Annotated in this window: 20 protein-coding genes; 9 read left to right on the top strand and 11 right to left on the bottom strand. The window is 66.1% G+C overall.

Annotated elements, in window-relative coordinates; all coding sequences use genetic code 11:
* Positions 1–155 precede the first annotated feature (155 nt).
* A complete protein-coding gene (locus tag XH93_RS39915) occupies positions 156–1,064 on the top strand; it encodes a helix-turn-helix transcriptional regulator (RefSeq protein ID WP_139480360.1) in 909 nt (302 codons plus the stop codon).
* 124 nt (positions 1,065–1,188) lie between these two features.
* Here XH93_RS39915 and XH93_RS39920 read toward each other — a convergent pair whose 3' ends face one another.
* Complete coding sequence (locus XH93_RS39920; protein ID WP_194471638.1) at positions 1,189–1,974, bottom strand: IclR family transcriptional regulator C-terminal domain-containing protein; 786 nt, start codon at positions 1,972–1,974, stop codon at positions 1,189–1,191.
* Positions 1,975–2,086: 112 nt separating this feature from the next.
* Here XH93_RS39920 and XH93_RS39925 point away from each other — a divergent pair, with 112 nt between their 5' ends.
* Positions 2,087–3,445 carry an aromatic ring-hydroxylating dioxygenase subunit alpha gene (locus XH93_RS39925; protein ID WP_194471639.1) on the top strand — a complete coding sequence of 453 codons (1,359 nt, stop codon included), beginning with the start codon at positions 2,087–2,089 and terminating at the stop codon, positions 3,443–3,445.
* A gap of 187 nt (positions 3,446–3,632) precedes the next feature.
* Positions 3,633–5,069: a glutamine synthetase family protein gene (locus XH93_RS39930; protein WP_194471640.1), complete on the top strand. Its 1,437-nt coding sequence runs from the start codon at positions 3,633–3,635 to the stop codon at positions 5,067–5,069.
* Positions 5,070–5,257: 188 nt separating this feature from the next.
* On the opposite strand, the gene XH93_RS39935 is transcribed toward XH93_RS39930, so the two are convergent.
* From XH93_RS39935 to XH93_RS39955, 5 genes are all read right to left on the bottom strand, one after another.
* Positions 5,258–5,986 carry an ABC transporter ATP-binding protein gene (locus XH93_RS39935; RefSeq protein ID WP_194471641.1) on the bottom strand — a complete coding sequence of 243 codons (729 nt, stop codon included), beginning with the start codon at positions 5,984–5,986 and terminating at the stop codon, positions 5,258–5,260.
* A complete protein-coding gene (locus XH93_RS39940; protein ID WP_194471642.1) occupies positions 5,979–6,746 on the bottom strand; it encodes an ABC transporter ATP-binding protein in 768 nt (255 codons plus the stop codon). Before XH93_RS39940 ends, XH93_RS39935 begins: the two co-directional genes overlap by 8 nt.
* Complete coding sequence (locus XH93_RS39945) at positions 6,739–7,686, bottom strand: branched-chain amino acid ABC transporter permease (RefSeq protein ID WP_194471643.1); 948 nt, start codon at positions 7,684–7,686, stop codon at positions 6,739–6,741. Before XH93_RS39945 ends, XH93_RS39940 begins: the two co-directional genes overlap by 8 nt.
* Positions 7,683–8,600, bottom strand: coding sequence for a branched-chain amino acid ABC transporter permease (locus tag XH93_RS39950; protein ID WP_194471644.1), 918 nt, complete (start codon positions 8,598–8,600; stop codon positions 7,683–7,685). The genes XH93_RS39945 and XH93_RS39950 overlap by 4 nt, the downstream gene beginning before the upstream one ends.
* 237 nt (positions 8,601–8,837) lie before the next feature.
* Complete coding sequence (locus tag XH93_RS39955; RefSeq protein WP_139858283.1) at positions 8,838–10,010, bottom strand: ABC transporter substrate-binding protein; 1,173 nt, start codon at positions 10,008–10,010, stop codon at positions 8,838–8,840.
* Positions 10,011–10,402: 392 nt separating this feature from the next.
* Here XH93_RS39955 and XH93_RS39960 point away from each other — a divergent pair, with 392 nt between their 5' ends.
* Positions 10,403–10,945, top strand: a complete 543-nt coding sequence (locus tag XH93_RS39960; RefSeq protein ID WP_194471645.1) for a DUF805 domain-containing protein — start codon at positions 10,403–10,405, stop codon at positions 10,943–10,945.
* 105 nt (positions 10,946–11,050) lie between these two features.
* Here XH93_RS39960 and XH93_RS39965 read toward each other — a convergent pair whose 3' ends face one another.
* Positions 11,051–11,944: a sigma-70 family RNA polymerase sigma factor gene (locus XH93_RS39965; protein WP_194471646.1), complete on the bottom strand. Its 894-nt coding sequence runs from the start codon at positions 11,942–11,944 to the stop codon at positions 11,051–11,053.
* Between the two features lie 35 nt (positions 11,945–11,979).
* The gene (locus tag XH93_RS39970) at positions 11,980–12,288 is read right to left on the bottom strand and encodes a hypothetical protein (protein ID WP_194471647.1); all 309 of its coding nucleotides are present in this window, start codon (positions 12,286–12,288) and stop codon (positions 11,980–11,982) included.
* 181 nt (positions 12,289–12,469) lie between these two features.
* Here XH93_RS39970 and XH93_RS39975 point away from each other — a divergent pair, with 181 nt between their 5' ends.
* Together XH93_RS39975 and XH93_RS39980 are read left to right on the top strand one after the other, a co-directional pair.
* A complete protein-coding gene (locus XH93_RS39975; protein ID WP_194471648.1) occupies positions 12,470–13,879 on the top strand; it encodes an MFS transporter in 1,410 nt (469 codons plus the stop codon).
* Between the two features lie 114 nt (positions 13,880–13,993).
* Positions 13,994–15,268, top strand: coding sequence for an NAD(P)/FAD-dependent oxidoreductase (locus XH93_RS39980; RefSeq protein WP_194471649.1), 1,275 nt, complete (start codon positions 13,994–13,996; stop codon positions 15,266–15,268).
* Positions 15,269–15,614: 346 nt separating this feature from the next.
* On the opposite strand, the gene XH93_RS39985 is transcribed toward XH93_RS39980, so the two are convergent.
* Both XH93_RS39985 and XH93_RS39990 read right to left on the bottom strand, forming a co-directional pair.
* Positions 15,615–16,826: an ABC transporter substrate-binding protein gene (locus XH93_RS39985; RefSeq protein ID WP_194471650.1), complete on the bottom strand. Its 1,212-nt coding sequence runs from the start codon at positions 16,824–16,826 to the stop codon at positions 15,615–15,617.
* Positions 16,827–16,867: 41 nt separating this feature from the next.
* A complete protein-coding gene (locus XH93_RS39990; RefSeq protein ID WP_194471651.1) occupies positions 16,868–18,070 on the bottom strand; it encodes a cytochrome P450 in 1,203 nt (400 codons plus the stop codon).
* Between the two features lie 82 nt (positions 18,071–18,152).
* On the opposite strand from XH93_RS39990, the gene XH93_RS39995 reads away from it, so the two are divergent.
* Entirely contained in the window at positions 18,153–18,677 is a 525-nt protein-coding gene (locus XH93_RS39995) for a MarR family winged helix-turn-helix transcriptional regulator (protein ID WP_246799438.1), read from the top strand.
* A 392-nt stretch (positions 18,678–19,069) separates the two neighbouring features.
* Here XH93_RS39995 and XH93_RS40000 read toward each other — a convergent pair whose 3' ends face one another.
* Entirely contained in the window at positions 19,070–20,971 is a 1,902-nt protein-coding gene (locus XH93_RS40000; protein ID WP_194471652.1) for a feruloyl-CoA synthase, read from the bottom strand.
* Between the two features lie 89 nt (positions 20,972–21,060).
* Between XH93_RS40000 and XH93_RS40005 the strand changes: the two genes are divergently transcribed.
* Together XH93_RS40005 and atzF are read left to right on the top strand one after the other, a co-directional pair.
* On the top strand, positions 21,061–21,219 hold the full coding sequence (locus tag XH93_RS40005; RefSeq protein ID WP_194471653.1) for a hypothetical protein: 159 nt from the start codon (positions 21,061–21,063) through the stop codon (positions 21,217–21,219).
* A 171-nt stretch (positions 21,220–21,390) separates the two neighbouring features.
* Entirely contained in the window at positions 21,391–23,130 is a 1,740-nt protein-coding gene (gene atzF / locus XH93_RS40010) for an allophanate hydrolase (protein ID WP_246799765.1), read from the top strand.
* The last annotated feature ends 10 nt before the right edge of the window (positions 23,131–23,140 follow it).

The raw sequence follows: 23,140 nt of genomic DNA on the forward strand, positions 1-23,140 counted from the left end.
CCGCTCCTCAGACGCGCCACCGCTCTCTCCCGTGGAGATAAGAATTATAATTCATACAAAGCCACTACATTGGCTTGCTGTCAATCCTCATCGGCACTATGTTTCCTAGAGCTTTGGTCCCGATTCAATCGGGATCCGCGCCTCGCACGGGGATCATGACCGCAGACAACGATCCGGAAACCGGCTTCCTGGACCAGCTCGGCCAGCGTGTGCGCACGACGCGCGCCCTGCGCGGCATGTCGCGCAAGGTGCTCGCAAAAGTCTCCGGCATTTCCGAACGCTACATCGCCCAGCTGGAAAGCGGCAAAGGCAATGTCTCGATCGTGCTGCTGCGCCGTGTCGCAGGGGCGATGGGCGCGCATCTCGAGGACCTGATCCCCTCGGCCGAGCCGATCCCCGACTGGGCCATGATCCGCGATCTCCTGCGAAAAGCGTCGCCGAGCCAGATCGCGCAGGCCAAGGACATTCTCGCCGGCAGCAGTCCCTTGGCGCCGCGCCGCGCCTCGTTCTCCGGCATCGCGCTGATCGGGCTGCGCGGCGCCGGCAAGACCACGCTCGGCCGGATGCTGGCGAAGAAGATCGGCTGGAGCTTCGTCGAGCTCAACAAGGAGATCGAGGCGCAGAACGGCCTCTCCGTCGCCGAGATCATCGCGCTGTACGGCCAGGAAGGTTTTCGCCGCATGGAGCAGGCCGCGCTGACGCAACTCTTGGCGCGCAAGGAATTGATGGTGCTGGCGACCGGCGGCGGCATCGTCTCGGAGGCGCTGACCTTCGATCTGATCCTGTCGTCGTTCTACACGATCTGGCTGAAGGCCGAGCCCGAAGAGCACATGGCCCGCGTCCGCCGCCAGGGTGACCTGCGCCCGATGGCCGACGACCGCTCGGCGATGGCCGAGCTGCGCAACATTTTGGTCAGCCGCGAGCCGCTTTACGCGCGGGCGTCGGCGGTGGTCGATACTGCCGGCCTCAGCGTGGATGCAGCGGCGGCACGGCTGATCGATTCAGTGCGGCCGGTGCTGCAGAACGAAGCACGGTCGTTCGGCCTGCGCAGCGTCGCGCTGTAGCCTTGTAGCATCATCTATCCCCGTCATTGCGAGCGAAGCGAAGCAATCCATCTTTCCGCGCGTGTGGATGCATGGATTGCTTCGCTTCGCTCGCAATGACGACGTGGCTCAGAGGCGAATCCCTTTACAGCAGCCGGCTCTTCACATCCTCCGCGCCCTCCCGCAGCAACGGCAAAAAGCGATCGATCAACTCCTGCTTCGGCACGCGATCGACATGCGCGCCCATGTTGATGGCGGCGACGATGGTGCCGTCATAGCGGCGCACCGGCACCGAGATCGAGCGGAAATGCGGCTCGGCCTCGCGGTCGACCAGCGAATAGCCCTGTGCGCGATCGGCGATGATGGTGGCGAGCAGTTTTTTCGGATCAGTCACGGTCTGCGGCGTCACCGGCTCGCGGCGCATCGCCTTCAGCCGCGCCGCGAGCTCGTTATCGTCAAGGCGGCCGAGCATGGCGCGGCCGACCGACGTACAAAACGCCGGCAGCCGGTAGCCGATATCGAGGCCGCCCGAGTACACCCGCGTCGGGCTGGAGCGCGCCACAAACACGACGTCGTCGCCGTCGAGCAGCGCGAGCGAGGCGATCTCCTGTGCTGCCGTGGCGATGCGGTCGAGCACCGGCTGCAGCACCGTCACCACCTGGTTGGATTGCAGGAAGGAGCCGGCGAGCGTCAGCACATGCGGCGTCAGCGAGAACAACTTGCCGTCGGTGGCAACGAAACCGCCATGCGCCAGCGTGAACAGGATGCGGCGCGCGGTGGCGCGCGGCAGGTCGGCGGCGCGGGCGAGATCGCTCAAGGTCGCGGGTCCCGTGACCGTGCCGAACACCTGCAGCAGCCGCAGGCCGCGATCGAGGCTCTCGACGAAGTCGGTGGCGCGCTCGTCCTGGTCGGGCCGTTTCAGCTTGGGCATGGGCTTTTCGGGTTTGAACGGTTCAAAAATTACGCTTGCTGTCCGTGACAGACATGGCATAATTCGAACATTCGTTCAATAGGCGAACATACCTAAACCAGGAGACGCCGCCATGATGAGCCAGGAGCAGAACGATCTGATCACCCGCGTCAGCCGCAAGGACCCCTGCGGCAAGCTGATGCGGATGTACTGGCAGCCGGCGGCGCTGGTGGACGAACTGCAGGGCGAGCGGGCGGTGCGGCCGGTCAAACTGCTCGGCGAGAACCTGGTGCTGTTCCGCGACAAGGACGGCCGCTACGGGCTGATCGACCGCCACTGCGCGCATCGCGGCGCCGACCTCGCCTTCGGCCGTCTGGAGCATGGCGGGCTGCGCTGCGCCTTCCACGGCTGGCTGTTCGACACCAGCGGCCAGTGCCTGGAGACGCCGGCCGAGCCGGTCGGCTCGCAGCTCTGCAAGGGCATCAAGCAGCGCGCCTATCCGGTGGTCGAGAAGAGCGGCATCCTCTGGGCCTATCTCGGCGAAGGCGAGCCGCCGGCGTTTCCGGAGCTCGACTGCTTCACCGCGCCCGACAGCCACACCTTTGCGTTCAAGGGCCATTGGGGCTGCAACTGGCTGCAGGCGCTCGAGGTCGGCATCGACCCGTCGCACGCCTCCTTCCTGCACCGCTTCTTCGAGGACGAGGACACCTCGACCGCCTACGGCAAGCAGTTCCGCGGCGCCTCCGCCGGCACCGACATGCCGATGACCAAGATCATGCGCGAGTTCGACCGTCCCATCATCAATGTCGAGCACACCGAATATGGCCTGCGCCTGATCACGCTCCGCCAGATCGACGAGGAGCGCACCCATGTGCGGGTGACCAACCAGGTCTTCCCGCACGGCTTCGTGCTGCCGATGTCGACCGAGATGACGATCACGCAGTGGCATGTGCCAGTCGATGACGAGAACTGCTACTGGTACGCGATCTTCACCAGCTTCACGAACCCGGTCGACAAGCAGAAGATGCGCGAACAGCGGCTCGAGCTCTACGAGCTGCCGGATTACACCTCGCGCAAGAACAAGAGCAACGATTACGGCTTCGATCCGCACGAGCAGGCGACCGAGACCTATACCGGCATGGGCGCCGACATCAACGTGCACGACCAGTGGGCGGTGGAATCGATGGGCGCGATCCAGGACCGCACCAACGAGCATCTCGGCCAGAGCGACAAGGCGATCGTGCAGTATCGCCGCCTGTTGCGGGCCGAGATCCAGAAGGTTGCCGGCGGCGAGAAGCCGCTGCTGTTCCTCGATGCGGCCAGCGCGCGCAGCATCCAGGGCCCGGCGACGATGGACGGCATCGGGCCGACCCAAGGTTGGGAGCTCTACTGGATGGAAGTCGACGTCAAGCGCCGCCGCGGCGCGCCGTGGGCCGCCCCGGTGCCGCACGAGATCGCCGGCAAGGTGACGCATCTGACGGCGGCCGAGTGATGATGGCCGCAATGGCGCAGCCTCGCACCCTTCACCTCTCCCCGCTTGCGGGGAGAGGTCGGATCGCGTCAGCGATCCGGGTGAGGGGGTACAGGTCTATCGACAGATCACCCCTGTGGAGAGAGCCCCTCACCCCGACCCTCTCCCCGCGAAGAGCGGGGAGAGGGAGCAACAAAGGAGCGACGCCGTGAGCTTCGTCGAGCGCCATGGGCTGTGGTCGGATGAGCAGAAGGAAGCGGCCAAGCGCCTCCGCCGCGTCGTCGAGGAGAAAAACCTCGAAGTCATCCGCCTGTCGTTCCCCGACCAGCACGGTATCTTGCGCGGCAAGACGCTGATTGCGTCCGAGGCGGTGCGTGCGCTGGAAGGCGGCTGCTCCATCACGACGTCGCTGCTGGCCAAGGACACCTCGCACAAAACGGTGTTTCCGGTGTTCAGCGCCGGCGGCGGTTTCGGCATGAAGGAGATGGAGGGCGCGGCCGACGTGCTGATGGTCGCCGACCCCACCACGTTCCGCGTGTTGCCCTGGGCCGAAAACACCGGCTGGCTGCTCTGCGATCTCCATTTCAGCGACGGCCGGCCGGTGCCGTTCGCAACCCGCAATCTCTACCGCAAGGTGCTCGATCAGCTCACCAGCCGCGGCTACGACTTCGTCGCCGGCCTCGAGGTCGAATTCCATCTGTTCAAGCTCAACGACGCCCATATGGCGCCTGAGGATGCCGGCCAGCCCGGACGGCCGCCCGATGTCAGCCTGCTGTGGCACGGCTACCAGTATCTGTCCGAGCAACGCTACGATTTGATGGAGCCGGCGCTCGAGAGCATTCGCCGCGACATCATCGCGCTGGGCCTGCCCTTGCGCTCGGTCGAGGTCGAGTTCGGCCCGAGCCAGTGCGAGTTCACCTTCGCGCCGACCACAGGCCTCGCGCCGGCCGACACCATGGTGCTGTTCCGCTCCGCGGTGAAGCAGATCGCGCGCCGCCACGGCGCTCACGCCACCTTCATGTGCCGGCCGAAGCTGCCGAACGTGTTTGCCTCCGGCTGGCATTTGCACCAGTCGCTGGTGTCGCGCGCGGGCGGCGAGAACGTGTTCATGGCGAAGGAGACCGGCGAGACCTTGAGCCCGCTCGGCCGCGCCTGGCTCGCCGGCCTGATCGAGCATGCCCGCGCCTCGACCGTGTTCACGACGCCGACCATCAACGGCTACAAGCGCTACCGCTCCTATTCGCTGGCGCCGGATCGCGCGATCTGGGGCCGCGACAACCGCGGCGTCATGATCCGCGTGCTCGGGGCGGCCAATGATCCCGCGACGCGGCTGGAGAACCGGATCGGCGAGCCGGCGGCGAACCCGTATCTCTACATGGCCTCGCAAATCCTCTCCGGCCTCGACGGCGTCGACCGCAAGCTCGATCCCGGGCCGTCGGCCGATACGCCCTACGAGACCAAGGCCGCGCTGCTGCCGAAATCGCTGCGCGAAGCCGTGTTCGCGCTCGACGACGACCCGTTCTTCCGCCAGGCGCTGGGCCCGGAGTTCGTCGACTACTACGTCCACATCAAGAACGCGGAGATCGAGCGTTTCCAGGCCGAGGTATCGGACTGGGAGCAGCGCGAATATTTCGAGATGTTTTGAGTTTTGTCGTCCCGGCGAAGGCCGGGACGACGCCGGGGTATGTTGCGCCGCTGCCCAACCCGTCATCCTGAGGTGCGAGCCTCTTCGGCGAGCCTCGAAGGATGAATCGGCCCGGATGGTGGCCGTGCATCCTTCGAGGCTCGCAAGGGCTCGCACCTCAGGATGACGGTGAAAGACTTCGCCTCGGGCTAAATCCCCAGATACTTGTGCTGCAGATCGGGCTCCGCGATCAGTTGCTCGCTCGTGCCGCTCCACACCGTCTTGCCGCGCTCGATGATGTAGTGGCGGTCGGCGATGCGGGCGAGGTTTCCGACGTTCTTGTCGATCACCAGCACCGATTGCCCGCGGCCCTTCAGCATCGACAGGCAGCTCCAGATCTCGTCGCGGATCAAGGGCGCGAGGCCTTCGGTCGCCTCGTCGAGGATCAGCAGCTTCGGATTGGTCATCAGCGCGCGGCCGATCGCCAGCATCTGCTGCTCGCCGCCGGACAGCGTGACGCCCATGTTGCTGGTGCGCTCGGCGAGCCGCGGAAACAGGGCGTGGATCTTTTCGATCGTCCAGGGATCGGAGGCGCCGAGCCGATTGCCGGAGGCGGCGACGAGGTTTTCGCGCACCGTGAGGTTCGGGAAGATCTGGCGTCCTTCGGGCACGAGGCCGATGCCGAGCTTTGCGATCTTGTAGGACGGCAGGCCGCGCACCGCCTCGCCGGCGAAGCGGATGGCGCCGGCGCGGGCCGGCGTCAGGCCCATGATCGAGCGGATGGTCGTGGTCTTGCCCATGCCGTTGCGGCCCATCAGCGCGACCATCTCGCCGGCCTTGATCTGCAGCGACAAGCCGAACAGCACCTGGCTCAGCCCATAGCAGGTCTCGATCGCATCGACTTCGAGCAAATTATCAGCCGTTCTTGTTTCAGCCATGACGCGTCACCGCATGCTGTTCGCCGAGATAGGCGCGCTTGACCTCTTCGTGCTTGCGGATCGCGTCCGGCACGTCGCAGGCGATGACGCGGCCATAGACCAGCACCGTGATGCGGTCGGCGAGCGCGAACACCGCCTCCATGTCGTGCTCGACCAGCACGATGGTCACTTCCTTGCGCAGCTCCTTGAGCAGGGAAACCATCCGCGCCGATTCGGTGACGCCGAGGCCGGCCATCGGCTCGTCCAGCAGCAGCAGCTTGGGCTTGGTCGCGAGCGCGACCGCGAGCTCGAGCTCGCGCTGCTCGCCATGGCTGAGCTGCGACACCACGATATCGGCACGCTTGCCGAGGCCGACGCGCTCCAGCGCGGCGCGCGCGCCATCGCGCAGGTGCTTCTCCTTGCGCGCATTGCCCCAGAACCGGAAGGAGTGGCCGTCATGCGCCTGGGCCGCGAGCGCGACATTGTCGATCGCGGAAAAATCCTTCAGCAGCGAGGTGATCTGGAACGAGCGCGCCAGCCCGAGCCGGCTGCGCTTGTAGGACGGCAGGCCGGTGACGTCGCGGCCGCCGAACTGGATGGTGCCGGAGTTCGGCATCAGCTGTCCGGTGAGCTGGCTGATCAGCGTGGTCTTGCCGGCGCCGTTGGGGCCGATGATGGCGTGCAGCTCGCCCGGCACGACTTCCATCGACAAATTGTCGGTCGCGGTGATGCCGCCGAAGCGGCGCACCAGATTGTCGACGCGGAGCAATGATTCAGCCACGGCTCATCCTCCCGAGCAGGCCCATGATGCCGCCGCGCGCGAACAGCACGATCAGCAGCAGCACCGGGCCGAGGATCAATCCGGAATACTCGGTGAACTGCGACAGCAGCTCCTCGAGCAGGAGATAGACGATCGCACCGACCACCGGACCGAACAGCGAACCCATGCCGCCGAGGATCACCATCACCATGAGATCGCCGGAGCGGGTCCAGTACATCACGGCCGGGCTGACGAAGTCGGTGTTGTTGGCGAGCAGCGCGCCGGCGAGGCCGCAGATGGTGCCGGCGATGACGAAGCAGACCAGGCGGTAGCGGTTGGCATGGAAGCCGATCGCCTGCATGCGCTGCTCGTTGGAGCGGACGCCCTGCACGACAAGGCCGAATCGCGAATTGACGATGCGCCAGATCAGATAGAGGCCGCCGAACAGACAGGCGAGGCAGAGGTAGTAGAACTGGTTGCGGTCCGACAGGTTGATCAGGCCGGCGAAATCGCTGCGCTTGTAGACGGTGAGGCCGTCGTCGCCGCCATAACGCGACAGGCCGGAGGTGATGTAATAGGCCATCTGCGCGAAGGCGAGCGTGATCATGATGAAGTAGACGCCGCGGGTGCGCAGGCTGAGCGCGCCGACCACCAGCGCGAACAGGGCCGAGGCGGCGAGCGCCACCGGCCACTGGATGAAGCCGGAGCCGATGCCCTCGGCGGCGAGAATGCCGACCGCATAGCCGCCGATGCCGAGATAGGCGGCATGGCCAAAGCTCATCATGCCGCCATAGCCCATGATCAGGTTCAGGCTGGCGGCGGCCAGCGCGAAGATCACGATGCGGGTGAACAGCGTGAGGAGGAAGATGTTGCCGGTCGCCGCCGAATAGACCGGCAGCAGCACCAGGGCGGCGCAGACGAGCGCCGCGACGGCGCTGGAGGCGTTGAGCTTGGGCTTCATCGTTTGGCCGCCGGAAACAGCCCTTCAGGCCGGACCACGAGAACGATCGCCATCAGCAGATAGATCAGCATCGAGGACAACGCCGGCGCCGCGGTCGAGGCCGCCGCGCCGCTCAAGACCTTGCGCAGGAGGTCCGGCAGGAAGGCGCGGCCGAGGGTGTCGATCATGCCGACGAAGATCGCGGCCATGAACGCGCCGCGGATCGAGCCGATGCCGCCGATCACGATGATGACGAAGGCCAAAATCAAAATGTTCTCGCCCATGCCGATCTGCACGGTCAGGATCGGCGCCTGCATCAGCCCGGCAAGGCCGGCGAGCGCGGCGCCAAGGCCGAACACCAGCGTGAACAGCAGCTTGATGTTGATGCCGAGCGCGCCGATCATCTCGCGGTTGGAGGCGCCGGCGCGGATCAGCATGCCGACGCGGGTGCGCATCACGACGAGATAGAGCAGCGCGGCGACCGCGAGCGCGACCACGATGATCATCAGCCGGTAGGCCGGATAGTACACGCCCGGGATGATCTGCACCGGCACCGTGAGCCAGGTCGGCAGCGGCAGCGCCAGGCCGGCCGGGCCCCAGATCAGCCTGACGGCGTCGTTGAAGAACAGGATCAGGCCGAACGTCGCCAGCACCTGGTCGAGATGATCGCGGCCGTAGAGATGTCTGAGCGCGCTGAATTCGAGCACGATGCCGAGCAGCAGCGTGGCGCCGAGCGCCAGCAGCGCGCCGAGCACGAAACTGCCGGTCCAGGCCACGAAGGTCGCGGCGAAATAGGCGCCCATCATGTAGAGCGAGCCGTGCGCCAGATTGACGAAGTCCATGATGCCGAACACCAGCGTCAGGCCGGCCGCCAGCAGGAACAGCAGGAGCCCGAATTGCAGGCCGTTCAGCAGTTGTTCGATGACAAGATACATCGTGAGGCTACGTCACCTTCAAATGAAAACAGCGGCAGCGCGAGCACGCCGCCGCATTGCGCGTTGCGGGTTCTCCCTCGCCCCTTTCTGGCGGGGAAAGGATTGGGGTGAGGGGCCGTCTCCACAGATTGGATTCGCGGAGAGTCCCCCTCACCCGATTGCTTCGCAATCGACCTCTCCCCGCAAGCGGGGCGAGGTGAAGATAAAGCAAGCCGCGGGCCAAAGATTGCCCAGCGGTTATTTCATCGGGCACTTGTCGTGGAAGCGATCCTGATCGTCCTTGACGATGGTCGCAACCGTCTTCAGCGAGAGCTGGCCGTCGGCATCCTTGACCACGTCCTGCAGATAGAAGTTCTGGATCGGGATGTGGTTGTTGCCGTATTTGAACGGACCGCGCACCGATTTGAAGTTCGCCTTCTCCATCTCCGCCTTCATCGCGTCCTTCTTGGTGAGGTCGCCCTTCACCGCGATGACGGCGCTGTTGATCAGGTTGGCCGCATCATAGGCCTGCGCACCGTAGAACGACGGGCGCAGCCCGGGATATTTCTTGCGGTAGTCGGCGACGAACTTCTTGTTCTCCTCGTTCGGCAGGTCATTGACCCATTGCTGGGTGCCGGGAACGCCGATCGCATTGTCCTTCTGCAGCGGCAGCGTCGTTTCGTCGATGGTGAAGGCGGTATAGAGCGGGATCTGTTGCTTGATACCGGCCTGGGTGTACTGGTTGAGGAACTGCACGCCGGCGGCGCCCGGATAGAACACGAAGATCGATTCCGCGCCCGAGTTGCGCGCCTTGGTCAGTTCGGCCGAGAAGTCGAGCTGGCTCGGCCACACCGTATACTCCTCGCCGACCACCTGGCCCTTGAAAGTGCTCTTGACGCCCGCGAGCATGTCCTTGCCTGCGGCATAGTTCGGGCCGATCAGGAACGCCGACTTGACGCCCTTCTGGGTCATGTAGGTGCCCATCGCCTGGGGCGTCTGGTCGTTCTGCCAGGAGGTCGAGAACACATAGGGCGAGCACAATTCGCCGGCGAGTTGCGACGGACCGGCATTGGCCGAGATCAGGAAGGTTTTGGAATCCACCGCGGTCTTCAGCGAGGCCAGCAGCACGTTCGACCAGATATAGCCGACGATGAAATCGACCTTGTCGGACTGGATCAGCTTCTCGGTCTTCTGCTTGCCCACATCGGGCTTCTGCTGGTCGTCCTCGTAGATCACCTCGACCGGCTTGCCGTCGATCTTGCGCCCGAGATGGTCGAGCGCGAGCTCGAACGAATTGCGCATGTCGTTGCCGATCACCGCGGTCGGGCCGCTGAAGGTCGAGACGAAGCCGATCTTGACGCTGTCAGCCGCCGTCGCGGGCTGCGCCAGCGCCAAACCCATGGCGCCTGCCAGCCAAAATGCCTTTTTCATATTCACTCCCCTCCTCAACCAAAATGTCCCGCCAGCCCTTCGCAGCCCTTGGAAGCCGGTCTGGCGCCGCGCTTGTCCGCGCGGTTCTCATGATCTGTTTTGTGCGCGAAATCGCAACTCTGCAGCAAGCACGAACCGAGGGCCCGGCGTTAGAACCTTCGGCGCATACCCCAGCACCTTGCACCATAATTCGCCGTAACCGGCCATGGCAAGAAATATAATGCCGGTTGCGAGGGCAACGATTGTCGCAGGCCCAAGCCGCTCGAGGCGGGTCGAGCGAGATTTACACATTCGGGAAAGCGATCGGAAACCACGCCTCCTGCCGGCCGTCCGTCCCTTCATGGTCCGGAAAGCATTCTGGAGCGAGGGTCGGCCGGATAGGGGCATTTCACATGTTGAATTACCTGTTCGGCTTCAACGCCAGGATGGGCCGATTGGCCTTCTTCTTCTCCTCCTTCGTGGTCGGCGTCGGCTTTGTGATGCTGGCCTACGGGGCCACCGGCAACGTGCCGTCGAGCGGCAGGATGGATGTGCTGCTGGCGCAGGCATCGGCCAGCCAGCCGCTGCTGTTCGCTTTTTACGGCGTGCTCGTCATCTGCTTCATGCTGCAGTCGATGCGCGTGCGCGACATCGGATGGGATCCGGTCTGCGTGATGGCGGGGTGGATCGCCCTCATGGTGATCGACCGGATCGTCGCGCAAAAATTCCCGGAATATGCGCTGACCTACCAGCACACCGGCACGGCGGTCGGCGCGCTCGCCAATGCTGCACTCAATCTCGTCCTGCTGTTCTGGCCGAGTGGCGGCCTCTACAAGGAACAGGAGCCGGACGATGCCGGCAGTGACGGCGCCTGGCGGCCAAGTGCGCCACAAGCCGCAGCCACGAACCGCATCGCCCGGATCGCCGGCGGCGAGTTCGGGGGCAAGGCGCGGTAGCAAGACTCTCTCCACGTCATTGCGAGCGAAGCGAAGCAATCCATGCTTCGGCGGATGCGGCGCGATGGATTGCTTCGTCGCTTCGCTCCTCGCAATGACGATCGATCACCCCTCATCCACCGCCCACTCAGCGCCGTCGATGGCGTAGGCGGCGTGGCGGAAATCCCTGATCGCGGCGACCTTGTCGGCGGACCAGGCGAGCAGCATGAATGATTTCGGCGCGGCGCCCGGCTCCGCCGGATCGAAAACCAAAATCGCAGGACGCCCCTCGATCTGCCCCGGCACCAGATGCCAGTCGGTGGCGCGCGAATAGTTCGTGAAGTAGCGCGACACCTCGGCCTTGCCGTTCAGCCGCGTCCGGTTGACCAGCTCGAGCCTGATGTCGTCGGCAATCATGGCGCGGACGGCATCGAAGTCGTGGGCATTGAAATGGCTGACATAGGCGTTCAGCCGGCAGCGATCCGCCTCCGACAGGCCGGGCCGCGGCGCGTCGTCCGGCTCCTGCGCCAGCACGCGGAGCTGGGTGCGGCCGCGATGCAGCGCCGCCTTCACCGCCGGCAGGCTGAAGTCCATGATGTCGCAGACCTCCTGCAACGAGCAGCCGAGCACATCCATCAGGATCACGCTGGCGCGCTGCGCCACCGGCAGACGCATGAAGGTGCGCAGGCTGCTCGCGGCGATCTCGCGGCGGGCGATGTCGTCAAGCTCTCCGGCCATCATGTCCACCTCCTCCGGCGCGTGGAGCGCGTCCTGGCGGTTGCGCCGCCTGAGGAAATCGAGCGCGGTGTTGTGCGCGATCCGGAACAGCCAGGCCTCGACGTTCTGGATCGGGGCGGCGGAGGCGAACGCCTCCACCGCCTTGATCAGCGCGTCCTGCAGCACATCCTCGCCGTCGATCACCGAGCCGACCATGCGCGCGCAATAGCGATGCAGCCTTGGCCGCAGCGCCGCGAGCAGCGCATCGACGTCGGCTCGGGGCATCTGAGGTGGTGAGGTCATGATGGCTCCGCCGGATCGGTTGATGGCTCGTCGGTTCACGGCTCATCCAGCATACGATAATTACCGACGATCACCGCACTGCGAACCAGCGGCGGCTCGGCGCAGCGGTCGCGGATGCCGTCCTGGAAGGCCTGGAACGCGGCCAGCTTCGGGATCGGGCTCGACCCGTCCGCCGCCGCGGTCTCGACCATGTGGATGAAGGTGTCGTCCTCCAGCCGCAGCGTCAGATAGCGCACGCCGTCCGGCTTGGCCGCCTTCAGCTCGGCGAACACGGCCGACACCAGCTCGGCATTCTTGTCCGCCATTTCCGGTTTCGCCCTGTACCTGATCAGGGTCCGTCTCATCGCAGCCTCCTTGGCCTGGTTTGGCGGCCGCTGAAAGGCCGCGTCATCCCCAAGGACGTTTGCCGGCCGGCAAAGGATGCGGTCCGGCAAAAATGATTTTTCCCCGCATCCTTTGCCCGTTCCGGATCGTCCTTGCCGGCGAAGCGCGCCGCAACCTGCGGCACGCCAACGGAGAACGACCATGCAGACCCCTCAGCAGCGCGCCGAACAGCGCTGGGTGCTCGGCCTCACCGCGCTGGCATCCTTCATGATGGCGCTCGACGCCATGATCATGACCACTGCCTTCGCGACCATCCGCGCCGATTTCGGCAGCCCGGTGGAGACGCTGCAATGGACCGTCAACGCCTTCAATCTGACCTTCGCGGTGCTGCTGCTGACCGGCGCGGCGCTCGGCGACCGTTTCGGGCGGCGCCGGATGTTCGCGGCCGGCATCGCGCTGTTCGTCGTGGCATCCGCGGCCTGCGCGCTGGCCGGCAACGCCGCGGCGCTGATCGCTGCGCGGGCCCTGCAGGGCGCGGGTGCGGCGCTGGTGATGCCGCTGGCGATGGCGATCCTGAGCGGCGCGTTCGGCCGCGAGGAGCGCGCCCGCGCGCTCGGCATTTTCAGCGGCATCACCGGCTGTGCGCTGATCATCGGCCCCGCGATCGGCGGCTTCATCACCGAGCATCTCGGCTGGCGCTGGATCTTCTGGATCAACCTGCCGATCGGCCTCGTCGCGATCGCGCTGGTGATGGCGCGGCTGCGCGAAAGTTTTGGCGCGCCAGCACCGCTCGACGTCATCGGACTGACGCTGGTCGCGCTCGCTGCACTGGCGCTGGTCTGGGGCCTGTTGCGCGGCAACAGCGTCGGATGGGCGAGCGCAGAGGTGACCGGCGCGCTGATCGCCGGCGCCGCGCTGGCCGTGGTGTTCGTGCTGTGGGAGATGCGGGCGGCCAGCCCGATGGTGCCGATGCGCCTGTTCGCGGCAAAACCGTTTGCGTCCGGCATGGCCGCGAGCGTGCTGTTCTATGCCGCGATGTACGGCGTGCTGTTCCTGCTGCCGCAGTTCCTGCAGATCGCGCTCGGCTTCGACGCCTTCGGCGCCGGGCTTCGCCTGGTGCCATGGACCGCGACATTGTTCGTCACGGCGCCGATCGCCGGCGCCGCCGTCAACCGGTTCGGCGAGCGCACGCTGGTCGTCACCGGACTGCTGATGCAGGCGATCGGTCTCGGCTGGATCAGCGAGATCGTGAGCCCGGCCGTATCCTATTCCGCCCTGGTCGCGCCGCTGGTGCTTGCCGGCGTCGGCGTGTCGATGGCGATGCCGGCCGCGCAGAACGCGGTGCTGAGCGCAGTTGCGGTCAGCGAGATGGGCAAGGCGTCGGGCATCTTCAACATGGGCCGCTTCCTCGGCGGGATGTTCGGCATCGCGGCGCTGGTGGCGAGTTTCTCCGCCAATGGTGCCGCCGATTCATCCGGACATTTCAGCAGCGGATTCGCGGCGGCGATGAGCCTTGCGGCAACGCTGTCACTGGCCGGCGCGGTCGCGGGACTGTTCCTGCCGACGCGGCGGCGCGTCGTCGCCGCCACCGCGACGCCGCAGGATGCGTAAGGCTTGCAGCGATTGGGTTTCGCTATCGGGCGATCAGGCAATGCGTATTGGAATGAGGCTGCAAATGAATACATAATCGAATGACGAAGCCGTTCGGAACCGAGGCGACATCAGATGACGCAAGCGCCGGCCAAACCCCATCGCGTGGTGATCGTCGGCGCCGGTTTCGGCGGGCTCGAAGCCGCCTTCGGACTCAAGGGCGCGCCGGTCGAGATCACGCTGATCGACCGCCGCAACCATCATCTGTTCCAGCCGCTGCTCTACCAGGTCGCGACCGCGTCGCTGGCGACCAGCGAGATCGCCTGGCCGATCCGCTATCTGTTGCGCGACCGGCCCGAAGTGACGACGCTGTTCGCCAATGTCGGCGGCGTCGACGCAGCGCACAAGCGCGTGCTGCTCGACGACGGCGGCAGTGTCCCCTACGACACGCTGATCCTCGCCACCGGCGCGCGCCACGCCTATTTCGGCCATGACGAATGGGAGCCGTTCGCGCCCGGGCTGAAGACGCTGGAGGACGCCACCACGTTGCGCCGGCGCATCCTGGTCGCGTTCGAGCGCGCCGAGCGCGAGACCGATCCGCAGGTGCGCGCGGCGCTGCTGACCTTTGTCGTGATCGGCGCCGGCCCGACCGGCGTCGAGATGGCCGGCACCATCGCCGACCTCGCCCGGGACACGCTGCCGCGCGACTTCCGCCACATCGACACGCGGATGGCGCGCGTTGTGCTGATCGAGGCCGGCCCGCGCGTGCTGCCGGCGTTTCCCGATGATCTATCCGCCTATGCGCAGCGCGCGCTGGAGAGCCTCGGGGTCGAGGTGGTGCTCGGCCAGCCCGTCACCGAATGCACGGCCGACGGCGTGGTTTATGGCGGCAACAAGCTTGCGGCGCGCACCATCGTCTGGGCCGCCGGCGTGCGCGCCTCGCGCGCCGCGGAATGGCTGGGCGCGCCGGCCGACCGCGCGCAGCGGCTGCAGGTCGAGCCTGATCTGACCGTGCCCGGCCATCCCGAGATTTTCGCGGTCGGCGACACCGTCACCATCAAGGGCCCCGACGGCAAGCAGGTGCCCGGCATCGCGCCGGCCGCCAAGCAGGAGGGCCGCTACGCCGCGGCGCTGATCAAAGCACGGCTCAACGGCGAGACGCTGCCGCCGTTCCGCTACAAGCATGCCGGCAACCTCGCCCAGATCGGCAAGCGGCTCGCGGTGATCGATTTCGGCTGGATGAAGCTGCGCGGCGCGCTGGCGTGGTGGATCTGGGGCATCGCCCACATCTACTTCCTGATCGGCCTGCGCAACCGCATCAGCGTCGCCCTGAGCTGGCTCTGGGTCCACGCCCGCAACCAGCGCGCCGCGCGGCTGATCACCCAGGGCAGCAGCAAGGTCGCGCAGTAGGCGAAGCTGCGGCAAGCGACGCACACACCATCCATCACCGTCACCCTGAGGTGGCCGCTTCTTCAGCGGCCCTCGAAGGGTCGACGGCCCGGCTGGTGGCCGATTCATCCTTCGAGGCTCGCAAGTGAGGTGAGCACGATCGTCAGGCTCCCTCTCCCCTTGCGGGAGAGGGTGGGGAGAGGGGTGGCCGCGGGCGAGATGATCGATGGACGCGTCGGCTTATCGTCGAAGCTCATGTTGAGACCACCCGTGTGGTACCCCTCTCCCCAACCCTCCCCCGCAAGGGGGGAGGGAGCCCACTCGCCGGTGCGCTCCTTACTTAGAGCAGAGCCGCGGTACGCGCTGCTCACTTCACCAGCGAGCAGCCGCCGTCCGCCAGCGGGCGGAATGCCTGCTCGGCGGGGATCGTCGCGATCTGCTTGTAGTAGTCGTAGCGATACTTCGACTCCTCCGGCTTCTTCACCTCGAACAGATACATCGGGTGGATGACGCGGCCGTCCTGGCGGATCGTGGTCTCGCCGAACAGCTTGTCGTTGCCCTTGAAGGTCTTCATCTGGGGCACCACCACCTTGGCGTCGTCGCTGCCGGTGGCGGCGACGGCGTTGAGATAGGCGAGCGTCGAGGCGTAGACGCCGGCCTGGTTGCCGCTCGGCATTTTGCCGTTCATGCCGGGCCGGGCGGCGAAGCGCTTTGCGAACGCGCGGGTGTCGTCGTTCATGTCCCAGTAGAACGCCTCGAGCAACTGCAGGCCCTGCGCGACCTTCAGGCCCATGCCGTGAATGTCGTTCACGAACAGCAGGAACGCCACCATGGTCTGGCCGCCCTGCTGGATGCCGAACTCGGCGGCCTGCTTCACCGCATTGATGGTGTCGCCACCGGCGTTGGCAAGGCCGATCACCTTGGCCTTGGAGCTCTGTGCCTGCAGCAGGAAGGAGGCGAAGTCGGAGGTGCCGAGCGGGTGCTTGCTGGAGCCGAGCACCTTGCCGCCGTGCTTCTCGATGTAGTTGGTCGCCTCGGCCTCGATGCCCTTGCCGAGCGCGTAATCGACCGTGACGAAGTACCAGTCCTTGCCGCCGCGCTGCATCATCGCGGCCGCGGTGGTGTTGCCGGTCGCCCAGGCGTCGTTGACCCATTGAATGGTGTTCGGCGAGCAGGCCTTGCCGGTGAGGTCCGAGCTCGCGGTCGACGAGGCCAGGAACGTCATCTTGCTGTCGCGCAGGATGGTGTTGATGGCGAGGCCGACCGCCGAGTTCGGCACATCGACGATGGCGTCGACGCCTTCGACATCGAGCCATTTGCGCGCGATCGCAGATCCGACGTCAGCCTTGTTCTGATGGTCGGCATAGACGATCTCGACCTTGATGCCCTTGCCGCCGCCGCCAAAATCCTCCGCCGCCATGCGCGCGGCTTCCACCGAGCCCATGCCGTTGGTGTCCTGGAAGATGCCGGAAATGTCGTTGAGCACGCCGACGCGCACCACGTCGCCGGAAATTTCCGCACGCGCGCTGCCCGCGGCACAGGCCACTGCCAGCGCCAGACCGATCCCAAAGCCCCTCATCGTATCCCCTCCCTTGTGTCGTTCCTGAGCCAGCCTGTTCGTCAGGCCGGTGTGATCTCGACTGGCAGGCTCGTGAGCCCGCGCAGCGTGTTGTTGAAAAGGCGCTTCGGCTCGCCGGTGATCTCTATCCCGGCGACACGCCGCGCCAGCGCCGCCAGCATCACCTCGCCTTCGAGGCGGGCGACGAGCTGGCCGACGCACATGTGGATGCCCGAACCGTAGCCGACATGGCCGGAGGTGCGGCGGGTGATGTCGTAGCTGTCGGGCTTGTCCCAGCGCCGCGGATCACGGTTGGCAGCGGCGAGGAACATCAGCACCTTCTCGCCTTCCGGGATCGTGGCCCCGCTGAGCTCGACGTCGCGGGTCGTAGTGCGGAAGAAGGTCTGGACCGGGCTTTCGAACCGCACGGCTTCCTCGAAGGCGTTGCGCGCCAGCGTCGGATCGCCGCGCAGCCTCTCGAACTGGTCGGGGAAACGCGCCAGGCAATAGACGGCCGCACCGATCCCGTTGACGGTGGTATCGAGACCGGCCGACAGCAGCGAGCGCACCAGCAGCGGCGCCTCCGTGGCCGTAATGGCGCCGCTGTCGACGTGGGCGTGGATGCAGGCGCCGATGGCGCCCGGGGTGAGATTGTCGCGCTGACACTGGTCGGCAATGTAGGCCTGGTGCGGCGCCGAGCGCTCAATGGCCTCCTGGCGGAGCTGGTTCGGCGGCCCGAAGGCGTTGAACACCAGACTCGCATAGGGCAGCAGATGCTCGCGACCCTCCGGCTTCAGGCCCAGCGCATCCGGGAAGATCGACAGCGGATAGGCTTCGGCGAGGTCCTCGATCGCGTCGAAACGGCGCTTTTCCAGCAGGGCATCGACGCGGGCCTCCGCGGCGGCGGCAAATCGCTCGCGCAGCGGCTTCATCACGCTCGCCGACAACACCGTGCTCAGCACCGCGCGGGTGCGGGTATGGGCGGGCGGGTCGGCCTCCAGGATCAGGCTCGGCGGCCGCCACGGCTTCTCCTTGGCAAAATCGCTCAGGCCGACGCCGCGGCTGGAGCAGAACGTCGCGGGATCGTTCAGCACCGCATGGACCTCGGCATGGCGCGCCACGCCATAGACGTTCCACTTGTCGAGGTAGACCACGGGCCCGGCCTCGCGCAGCCGCTCGTGGGTCGGGAACGGGTCGGCGAAGAACTCGAGCGCGAACGGGTCGACGTCGAGATGCGGAACGGACGTGCCGGCTTGTGCAGTCATCGAGACCTCCCGAGGTTTGATCTTGTCAAGTTGCACCGCATGTCTATTGCTCCCGGTGCAATTCGCAGCGATGATTTGAGAAATGAGCAGCCAGCCCCTCCCCCGAAAGCCCCGCCGGCCGAGACCGGTCGACCCCGCAGACGCCGCCGGCGGCCTGCTGCTCGACCTCAACCGCTATGTGCCGGCGTTCATCACCTTCATCGGCAACAAGCTGTCGAACAGCGCGACTGCCTATTATCAGAAGAATTTCGGCGTCAACGTCACCGAGTGGCGGATCATATCGCAGCTTGCGATCGAGCCCGGCATTCCGGCCTCGCGAATCTGCCAGGTGATCGGCTTCGACAAGGCGCCGGTCAGCCGCAACCTCGCGGCGCTGCAAAAGCGCGGCCTGTTGACGATCCGCACCGCCCCCGATGACGGCCGCACCCATTCGATCACGCTGACGGCGCGCGGCCGCGCCGTCCATGACAAGGTCATCGTCGCGGCGCTGGAACGCGAGCGGCGGCTGCTGTCCTGCCTGAAAAAGGACGAGCGCGAGGTGCTGATCGACCTGCTGCGCCGGCTGCACGAGAATCTCGGCGCCGTGACCGGGCAAAGCACGACCTGAGCGCGCGGGGCCGGGCGCGGCATCCGGCGATACCGCGACGGTCCCGAGACATTCGCCAATCCGCGCTGTTCGCGCCCTACCGCGCAATATTGTTTCCTCCTGACGCGTGGCCTTTGACCGGCCCTGCTGATTGGCGCGGAAACTCGCACAGCTTAGTTGCCATGGCAACTAAAAACGCGATGACGCGTTGCCGCAAGTCATGAGCGGACAGAGTTGTGACATTGATCATCAGGTCAGGGAAGCAAGCTCGTCAGGCTCCCTCCCCCCTTGCGGGGGAGGGTTGGGGAGAGGGGTAAGCCCCGGGCAAGATGATCAATGCAATCCCGCTTTCGCAATCGTCGTCGAAAGCACCAAACACTGCTGAGAGGACGCGCCGTGTGGCACCCCTCTCCCTAACCCTCTCCCGCAAGGGGGAAGGGAACCCCTCCACCGGTGCTCGTGCACGCGATCGGCTCGGACGACGCATCATCCTCCAATACCGCCACTGCCGCAGCGCGGCGGGTCAGCACCGCGCGCTGGTTGATGTAACCCTTGTCGGTGATCTCGCCGCCGTCGACCGAGGCCGGCTCGGCGAGCAGCAGCGCGCGGGTGGCGTGGCCGGAGGAATGGCCGCCTTGCGCCTTCAGCTTTGCCAGCCCTTGCGCGATCGCGGAACGGACGGCCGGATGGCCGATCACATCTTTCGCGTCCGCGCCCTCCGGCAGCCCGGCCTGCGCGCGGCAGGCGGCGAGATTCGGGAACACCAGAAAGCGGACCTCGTCGCGACCATGGCCGGTGACGACGATGTCCTGCGCCAGCGGCGCCAGCGCCGAGATGCCGGCGACACGCAGCGTGCCGACGCTGACCCAGGTGCCGGAATTGAGCTTGAAATCCTCGGCGACGCGGCCATCGAAGAACAGGCCGAGCTCGGGCCGCTCGGGATCGGCAAACGTGACGGCGTCGCCGATCTTGTAAAAACCCTCGTCGTCAAAAGCCTGCGCGGTCAGCTCGGGCGCCTTCCAGTAGCCCGGCGTGACGTTCGGCCCGCGCACGCGCACTTCGAGCTTGTCGCCCGCCGGCACCAGCTTCAGCTCGGTGCCGGGAATCGGCACGCCGATATTGCCGGAGCGCTTGGCCAGGAAGTGACAGTCGGTCGCGAGCGGCGAGGTTTCGGTCGAGCCCCAGGCCGAGACCATCGGCAGGCGGCGGCCGACGGTCTTGAGCGACAGCTCCTCCAGCCCATCCCACAGATTCTGCGGCAGCGCCGCGCCGGCATAGAAGGCGAATTTTGTCCCCTCGAAGAATTTGCGGCACAGCGCCTCGTCGGTGCGCAGCGCCGCGATCAGCATGTCGAAGCCGCGCGGCACGTTGAAATAGACCGTCGGCACCACGCTGCGCAGATTGGCGAGCGAGGTCGCGAACAGCCCGGGCGCCGGCTTGCCGCCGTCGACGTAGAGCGTGCCGCCGTTGCGCAGCACCAGGTTGAAATTGTGGTTGGCGCCGAAGGTATGGCTCCACGGCAGCCAGTCCAGAATGACGAGTTCGTCGCCGCTGGTTTCAAGGAAGGTCCAGGTCTGCGCCTTGGCCTGCTGGCTCGAGGTCAACATGCGCTGGGTGTTGATCACCGCTTTCGGCGTGCCGGTCGAGCCCGAGGTGAACAGGAATTTTGCGATCGTATCCGGCGTCACGGCCGCGAATGCCTTGGCGACATCAGGCGTCTCCGGCGTCGCCGCGATGCGGCGGAACGGCAGCGCGTCGGCATCGTCTGCATTGCCGCTGACGATGGTCGCGCGATGCAGCGGCTCGATCGCGGCGAGCGCCGCCGCGAACGGTTTTGTGCCGCTGACATAGATCGCGCCGGGTTCGAGCAGGCCGATCATGCTCTTGAGCTTGTCGAAGTCTTTCGACATCAGCGAATAGGCCGGCGAGATCGCGGCCGAGGGCACGCCGACATGCTGGGCGGCCAGCGCAAACAGCGCATGATCGATGCCGTTGTCGGAGAGAATGACCAGCGGCCGCTGCGCGCTCAGCCCCTGCGTCAGGATCCAGGACGCGGCCGCGCGCACGATTGCGAGCGCATCGCGATAGCTGACCGTGGTCCAGGGCAGTTCGGCACTGGCGCGCTCGCCGAGGAAGATGCGATCCGGCGTTTGCCGCGCCCAGTGCTCGAGCCAATCGCCGACGCAGCGGGCGCTGTCCTTTAGCGGCGTGTTGGAGCGGACAAGGATGCTGCCGTCGGCACGGCGATCGGCCACGATCGCCGGCGTCGCGAACAGGCTTTGCGGATCGTCACCGCGGCTGGCGGCAATCGTCATGGTTTCCTCCTCGCCCGTGTCTTGCGGGATCGTGCGTCGCGGCACGGTCCCGGCCAGGCTCTTGTCATGCTCCGTATCGCAGATTGTTGTTGTCGACAACAATCTTCAATCGCGGCTATCCGATCGCAGCCGGAAGCTCCAAAGCAGTTGCCGCCAACACTCATCGATTTGCCCAAAAATACGGCAATCATGCCGGCAACCCGCATCGCTCTGCTCTGGGCAGCCAACTCAAGCTACTGAAACAATGACATAATCACCCGGACGATCCGCGCCGGGCAATTGTACACAATGGCACACTGCTTGCTTCGATCGGACTGCATCTCTCGCGCAAGGCGCCGTTGCCTTGCCGCTCATCTGACGGGGCCAACCACGTGACCGAAACTGTCGCCGCAATCGTCGCCGCGCACCGCGCCGGCACCATGAAGCCGGCGCAAACCGTGGCGCGCAGCTATCAGCGCATCCGCGAGCACAACGATCCCGCCATCTTCATCAGCCTGCGCGACGAGGCGGACGCGATCGCCGAGGCCGCGCGGCTGGCGGACCCGACACTGCCGCTGTACGGCGTGCCGGTCGCGGTGAAGGACAATATCGATGTCGCCGGCCTGCCGACCACCGCGGCGTGTCCGGCGTATTCCTATTTGCCGGCACAGGATGCGACGGCGGTAGCAAGACTGCGCGCGGCCGGCGCGATCATCATCGGCAAGACCAATCTCGACCAGTTCGCCACCGGCCTGGTCGGCGTGCGCTCGCCCTATGGCATTCCGAAGAATCCGGTGCGCGCAGATCTTGTGCCGGGCGGATCGAGCTCGGGCTCGGCGGTCGCGGTCTCCGCGGGCCTTGTACCGCTTTCGCTCGGCACCGACACTGCGGGCAGCGGCCGCGTGCCGGCAATGCTCAACAACATCGTCGGGCTGAAGCCGAGCCTCGGGTTGATCTCGAATGCGGGGCTGGTGGCGGCCTGCCGCACGCTCGACTGCATCTCCGTGTTCTCGCTCACCGTCGACGATGCGATCACGGCGCTTGCCGCGATGGCCGGGCCCGACGGCGCCGATCCGTTCTCGCGCGATCGGCCGCTGGCGCCGCTCGCGGCATTCCCGGCGAAGCTGACGCTCGGCATTCCCAAGGCTGGCCAGTTGATCTTCTTCGGCGACCACGCGGCCGAGAAGGCGTATGGCGAGGCGTGCAAGCGCTGGCAGGCACTCGGCGCCACACTGGTCGAATTCGACCTTGAGCCGTTCTACGAGACCGCGCGGCTGCTCTATGAAGGACCATGGGTCGCCGAGCGCTATCTCGTGATCCGCGATCTCTTGGCGTCGTCGCCCGAGGCAATCCATCCGGTGACGCGCGAGATCACCATCGCCGGCGCGCGGCCGACTGCAGCAGACACCTTCTCCGCGCTCTACCGGCTCGAGGCGCTGCGCCGTGTCGCCGAACGAACCTTTGCGCAACTCGACGCGATCGTGCTGCCGACCGCGCCGACGGTCTATTCGACCGCGCAGGTGCTGGCCAATCCGATCGAGCTCAACTCCCGGCTCGGCACCTACACCAATTTCGTCAACCTGCTCGATCTCTGCGGCCTGGCGCTGCCGGCGGCGATGCAACCCGACGGTGCGCCGTTCGGCATCACGCTGCTGGCACCGGCCGGCCGCGACGCCAAGCTTGCGAGCATTGGCCGGGTGTTTCATGCCGACACCGAGCTGCCGATCGGCAGCAAGGCGCTGCCGCAGCCTCCGCTTGCCGCCGTGCCGGCGCGTGCCGGATCCGATGAGATCACGATCGCGGTGGTCGGCGCCCATCTCTCAGGCATGGCGCTGAACCACGAGCTGACGACGCTCGATGCGCGCCTGCAGGAAGAGGCGGTCACCGCGCCGGACTACAAGCTCTACGCACTCAACACCACGCCACCGAAACCCGGCATGCTACGCGTCGATGCCGGCGCAGGCACCTCGATCAAGCTCGAGCTCTGGGCGATGTCGCCGGCCGCGTTCGGCAAATTCGTCGCCGCGATCCCGCCGCCGCTGTCGATCGGAACGGTGCGACTTGCGGACGGTCGGCAGGCCAAGGGCTTTATCGTGGAGCCCGCCGCGATCACGGGGGCGAAGGATATTTCCGCCTATGGCGGCTGGCGCGCATTCATGGCAGAGAAGGCGAAGGGGTAGTCCCTCCGTC

The organism is Bradyrhizobium sp. CCBAU 51753, assembly GCF_015291565.1.
Taxonomy (GTDB): domain Bacteria; phylum Pseudomonadota; class Alphaproteobacteria; order Rhizobiales; family Xanthobacteraceae; genus Bradyrhizobium; species Bradyrhizobium ivorense.

What these genes read in the sequence shown, in the direction of transcription:
- XH93_RS39960 (WP_194471645.1), top strand. Translation starts at nt 10,403, where the DNA reads ATGTTGAATTACCTGTTCGGCTTCAACGCCAGGATGGGCCGATTGGCC.
- XH93_RS39970 (WP_194471647.1), bottom strand. Translation starts at nt 12,288, where the DNA reads ATGAGACGGACCCTGATCAGGTACAGGGCGAAACCGGAAATGGCGGAC.
- XH93_RS39920 (WP_194471638.1), bottom strand. Translation starts at nt 1,974, where the DNA reads ATGCCCAAGCTGAAACGGCCCGACCAGGACGAGCGCGCCACCGACTTC.
- XH93_RS39925 (WP_194471639.1), top strand. Translation starts at nt 2,087, where the DNA reads ATGATGAGCCAGGAGCAGAACGATCTGATCACCCGCGTCAGCCGCAAG.
- XH93_RS39975 (WP_194471648.1), top strand. Translation starts at nt 12,470, where the DNA reads ATGCAGACCCCTCAGCAGCGCGCCGAACAGCGCTGGGTGCTCGGCCTC.
- XH93_RS39950 (WP_194471644.1), bottom strand. Translation starts at nt 8,600, where the DNA reads ATGTATCTTGTCATCGAACAACTGCTGAACGGCCTGCAATTCGGGCTC.
- XH93_RS40000 (WP_194471652.1), bottom strand. Translation starts at nt 20,971, where the DNA reads ATGACGATTGCCGCCAGCCGCGGTGACGATCCGCAAAGCCTGTTCGCG.
- XH93_RS39935 (WP_194471641.1), bottom strand. Translation starts at nt 5,986, where the DNA reads ATGGCTGAAACAAGAACGGCTGATAATTTGCTCGAAGTCGATGCGATC.
- XH93_RS39965 (WP_194471646.1), bottom strand. Translation starts at nt 11,944, where the DNA reads ATGACCTCACCACCTCAGATGCCCCGAGCCGACGTCGATGCGCTGCTC.
- atzF (WP_246799765.1), top strand. Translation starts at nt 21,391, where the DNA reads ATGAAGCCGGCGCAAACCGTGGCGCGCAGCTATCAGCGCATCCGCGAG.
- XH93_RS39995 (WP_246799438.1), top strand. Translation starts at nt 18,153, where the DNA reads ATGAGCAGCCAGCCCCTCCCCCGAAAGCCCCGCCGGCCGAGACCGGTC.
- XH93_RS39945 (WP_194471643.1), bottom strand. Translation starts at nt 7,686, where the DNA reads ATGAAGCCCAAGCTCAACGCCTCCAGCGCCGTCGCGGCGCTCGTCTGC.
- XH93_RS39985 (WP_194471650.1), bottom strand. Translation starts at nt 16,826, where the DNA reads ATGAGGGGCTTTGGGATCGGTCTGGCGCTGGCAGTGGCCTGTGCCGCG.
- XH93_RS39955 (WP_139858283.1), bottom strand. Translation starts at nt 10,010, where the DNA reads ATGAAAAAGGCATTTTGGCTGGCAGGCGCCATGGGTTTGGCGCTGGCG.
- XH93_RS39980 (WP_194471649.1), top strand. Translation starts at nt 13,994, where the DNA reads ATGACGCAAGCGCCGGCCAAACCCCATCGCGTGGTGATCGTCGGCGCC.
- XH93_RS39915 (WP_139480360.1), top strand. Translation starts at nt 156, where the DNA reads ATGACCGCAGACAACGATCCGGAAACCGGCTTCCTGGACCAGCTCGGC.
- XH93_RS39990 (WP_194471651.1), bottom strand. Translation starts at nt 18,070, where the DNA reads ATGACTGCACAAGCCGGCACGTCCGTTCCGCATCTCGACGTCGACCCG.